Below are 3917 nucleotides of genomic sequence, written 5' to 3'. Positions count from 1 at the left end.
GTCACAGCATCCCCGGCACCACAAGGTCTGGCGGGCGGTGGCCATCGGCGAAGGTCTTGATGTTGACGATCACCTTTTCACCCATTTCAACACGGCCCTCCAGCGTGGCCGAGCCCATATGCGGCAGCAGCACCACATTGGGCAGCTCGCGCAGGCGCGGGTTGATTTCGTGGCCATGCTCAAACACATCCAGCCCCGCGCCGGCGATTTCACTTGCGCGCAGCATCCGGGTCAGGGCGTTTTCATCAATCACCTCACCGCGCGAGGTATTCACGATCACCGCCGAGGGTTTCATCAGCTTCAACCGCCGCGCGTTCATCAGATGAAAGGTCGAGGGCGTGTGCGGGCAGTTCACCGACACGATGTCCATCCGCGCCACCATCTGATCGAGGCTTTCCCAATACGTCGCCTCATGGCTTGCTTCGATCTCGGGGCGCAAGCGCTGGCGGTTGTGGTAATGCACCTGCATACCAAAGGCGCGGGCACGCCGCGCCACCGCCTGCCCGATCCGCCCCATGCCCAGAATCCCCAGCCGCTTGCCGCCAACCCGCTTGCCCATGAAGGCGGTGGGTGACCAGCCTTGCCAATCGCCCGCCTGCATCACCGCCAACCCCTCGGGGATGCGCCGCGTTACCGCAAGAATCAGCGCCAGCACCATGTCGGCCGTGTCATCGGTGGTCACACCCGGCGTGTTGGAAACCAGCACCCCGCGCTGGCGCGCCGAGGTTACATCGATATGGTCCACCCCAGCGCCGTAGTTGGCGATCAACTTCAGCTTCGGGCCTGCCTGCGCCAGCATCGCGGCGTCAATATGATCGGTGATGCAGGGCACCAGCACATCGGCGCGTTGCATCGCCGTGGCCAGTTCTTCACGGCTCATGCGCGCGTCGCCCTCGTTCAATTCGACATCGAACAATTCCTTCAGTCGGGTCTCGACGACCTCGGGCAACCGTCGCGTCACGACAACACTCAGCCGCGGTGTAGGCATGACGGCCCTCCTCTTGCTTTGCAAATCCTCGCCTTTGATGCAAAGTGACGCGCAAAGGGGCCATACACAAGGCCCCGCGCGCCACGAGCAAACACGGCGCGCAAAAGCGAGGCGAGTCGATGCAGGTTTCTGGACAAGGTTTTGGCAGGGCGGCGCTCTGGGGTGCCATGATGACGCTGGTCTTGGGGTGCGGCACCGCCCTGGCCGACGAGGTGGCGCTTGCGGCAAATGCAGCGGATACAGCCGTAACAGAGGCACCCGCGCGCGGGCCGGTGACCAACCTGCCGCTGCCGCGCTTCGTGTCGCTGAAAGGGTCCGAGGGCAACGCCCGCCGCGGCCCCTCGCTATCGCATCGCATCGACTGGATCTTTCGGCACAATGGCATGCCGCTGCTGGTCACGGCCGAATACGGCAACTGGCGGCGCGTCGAAGACAGCGAGGGCGCAGGCGGCTGGGTGCACTATTCGCTTTTGTCGGGCGTCCGCTCGGTAACGGTAAAGGTCGAGTCGCTCGATCTGCGGCTGCGCGCCGACCCTGCCGCGCCGGTCATGGCGCGGGCCGAACAGGGGGCGATCGCGCGGCTGGGCGAATGCCTTGCCGACTGGTGCCGGATCTCGGTGCCGGGAATGCAAGGCTGGGCCCCGAAATCCGCGCTCTGGGGGGTAAGCGCGGACGAGTTGCGCGAGTAGGCGCAACCGGCATCGCAATCGCGGCTGGCAAATAGCGCGGCATGGACGTAAGGCAGGCCCCATGTGCAATGGGCAAGCTCGGGGCAGCGCATGGCGGTCAAATCGCATCGGATATTGAACCTGTCGTCTGGTGTCGCCTCGGTTTCGGTGGCGCTGGCGCTGGTGGCGATGAAGGCCTGGGCGCTGAGCCAGACCGGCTCGCTGGCGATTGCCGCCTCGCTGACCGACTCGGGGATAGACCTTCTGGTATCGCTGGGCGGGCTTATCGCCATTGTCTACGCAGCGCGCCCCCCCGATGAAGACCACACCTTCGGCCACACCTCGGCCGAAGACCTTGCAGCACTGGCGCAGGCGCTGATCATTCTAGGCTCGGCGGCGCTGATTGGCTGGGCGGCAATCTCCCGGATCGTGCGGTTCGAGGCAGCACCGCTTGCCGCCGAGGCCGAGGGCATCGCGGTCATGCTCGTCTCGGTGGTGCTGACAGGTGCCTTGGTGCTGTGGCAGCGATACGTGGCGCGGCGCACCGGCAACCGCGTGGTGGCCGCCGACCAGCTGCACTACCTTGGCGATCTTCTGCCCACGATAGGTGCAATCTTTGCGCTTCTGGCCTCTGCGGCTTGGGGCATCGGCGGCATCGACAGCGCCGTGGCGCTGATAGCGGCAGCCTACATGGCATGGGGCGCGCTGCGCATCGGCGGCGCGGCGTGGGACGCGCTGATGGACCGCACCGCCGCCCCCGCGATGGTTGAAGACATCGCCACCATTGCGCGCAACTGGCCCGGTGTGCACGGCTTTCATGACCTGAAAACCCGCACCGCCGGGTCGCGGCTGTTTGTGCACCTGCATATCGAGCTTGATGGCGACCAGACCCTGCGCGAAGCGCACGCCATCAGCGCCGGGCTAAAGCGGCAAATCCTGCTGCAATATCCGCAAGCGGACGTGATCATCCACCAAGACGTGGCGCGCGATTAGGCCGCGGCCTCAGGGCTGTGGTGCCCCGCGCGCGCGCAAGCGCCGCTCCAGCCGCCGCAGCGCCAGCGACAGCGTCACCGTCATCGTCAGATAGATCAGCGCGACCACGTTATAGGTCTCGAAATACCGAAAATTGCCCGCCGCCGTAACCTTGCCCAACTGCGTGATGTCAGCCACACCCAGCACCGAAACCAGCGAGCTGTCTTTCACCATTGCCACAAAATCATTGCCCAAGGGGGGTAAGATGGTGCGAAACGCCTGCGGAAAGACGATGTGGCGAAACCTCAACCAGCGGTTCAGCCCCAGCGACTCTGCCGCTTCGATCTGGCCCTGATCGACCGCCTGCAACCCGGCCCGAAAGACCTCGGCGATAAAGGCCGAATAGGCCAGCACCAGCGCCAGCACAGCCCGCGCCAGCAGCGGAAAATCGCGGGTGCTCAACACACCAAGGCCCAACGGCTCTGCCACGCGGTTCCACCCCGCCACCAGCATCGGCGTCAGCGCAAAGGCCACATACAGCAACAGCACGATGATCGGCACGCCGCGTACGACCTCGATATATAGCCGCGCCGCCTGCCGCGCGATCAGGCTTTTGGACAAAAGCGCCACCGCAAGCCCAAGCCCGATCACCGCCGCGCCCAGAAACGCCACCACCGTAACCAGCACCGTGATGCCGATGCCCTTGGACAGCGTGGCAAGCACGCGCGCATAGACATCGTCGCTTGCCACTTGCCAAAAGAGCCAAAGGCCCGTGGCCACCAGAACCACCAGCCACCAAGGGAAATCCTTGCCCGCAGGCTTGGGCGCGCTCATCCCGCCGCCGCGCGGTCTTGGCCTATTGACCCATCTTGTAATCAAGGAACCACTTGGTGTTCAGCGCCGCAATCGTGCCATCGGCTTGCATCGCCGCAATCGCCGCGTTGACCGGCGCAACAAGGTCAGAGCCTTTGGGGAAAATGAAGCCGAAATCCTCGGTTCCAAGCTTTTCGCCAACAATCTTGAACCCGCCGTTCGACGATGCCACATAGCCCGCGCCCGCTGTGCCATCGGTCAGCACCAGATCCACATCCCCCGCGCGCAACGCCTCGACGCCTGCACCAAAGGTTTCAAACATCTTGATGCGCGGGTTGGCTTCGTTTCCGTCAAGCACCTCATAGACGCCGACATAAAAAGGCGTGGTGCCCGGTTGGGCCGCCATCAGCAGATTGGGGTCGGCGGCAAAGCCTGCCGCATCGGCAAAGCGCGCCTCGTCGCCGCGCACCAGCATC

The 3917-nt window shown here is 64.6% G+C and carries 5 protein-coding genes; 2 read left to right on the top strand and 3 right to left on the bottom strand.

Going from position 1 to position 3917, the window contains the following annotated elements; translation table 11 throughout:
* Window position 1 precedes the first annotated feature (1 nt).
* On the bottom strand, window positions 2-988 hold the full coding sequence (locus ABY403_RS14260) for a 2-hydroxyacid dehydrogenase (RefSeq protein ID WP_372841492.1): 987 nt from the start codon (window positions 986-988) through the stop codon (window positions 2-4).
* A 119-nt stretch (window positions 989-1107) separates the two neighbouring features.
* Between ABY403_RS14260 and ABY403_RS14255 the strand changes: the two genes are divergently transcribed.
* Window positions 1108-1677, top strand: coding sequence for an SH3 domain-containing protein (locus ABY403_RS14255; protein WP_372841491.1), 570 nt, complete (start codon window positions 1108-1110; stop codon window positions 1675-1677).
* Between the two features lie 90 nt (window positions 1678-1767).
* On the top strand, window positions 1768-2649 hold the full coding sequence (locus ABY403_RS14250) for a cation diffusion facilitator family transporter (RefSeq protein ID WP_372841490.1): 882 nt from the start codon (window positions 1768-1770) through the stop codon (window positions 2647-2649).
* A 9-nt stretch (window positions 2650-2658) separates the two neighbouring features.
* Here ABY403_RS14250 and ABY403_RS14245 read toward each other — a convergent pair whose 3' ends face one another.
* Together ABY403_RS14245 and ABY403_RS14240 are read right to left on the bottom strand one after the other, a co-directional pair.
* The gene (locus ABY403_RS14245) at window positions 2659-3462 is read right to left on the bottom strand and encodes an amino acid ABC transporter permease (RefSeq protein WP_372841489.1); all 804 of its coding nucleotides are present in this window, start codon (window positions 3460-3462) and stop codon (window positions 2659-2661) included.
* A gap of 22 nt (window positions 3463-3484) precedes the next feature.
* On the bottom strand, window positions 3485-3917 hold a 433-nt coding region (locus ABY403_RS14240; RefSeq protein ID WP_372841488.1), incomplete at its 5' end, for a transporter substrate-binding domain-containing protein.

It is taken from the genome of Phaeovulum sp. (genome assembly GCF_041596715.1).
In the GTDB taxonomy this organism is placed as follows: domain Bacteria; phylum Pseudomonadota; class Alphaproteobacteria; order Rhodobacterales; family Rhodobacteraceae; genus UBA6213.
Note: the sequence above shows the minus strand (reverse complement) of the source record. Positions and strands in the feature narration are given on the sequence as shown.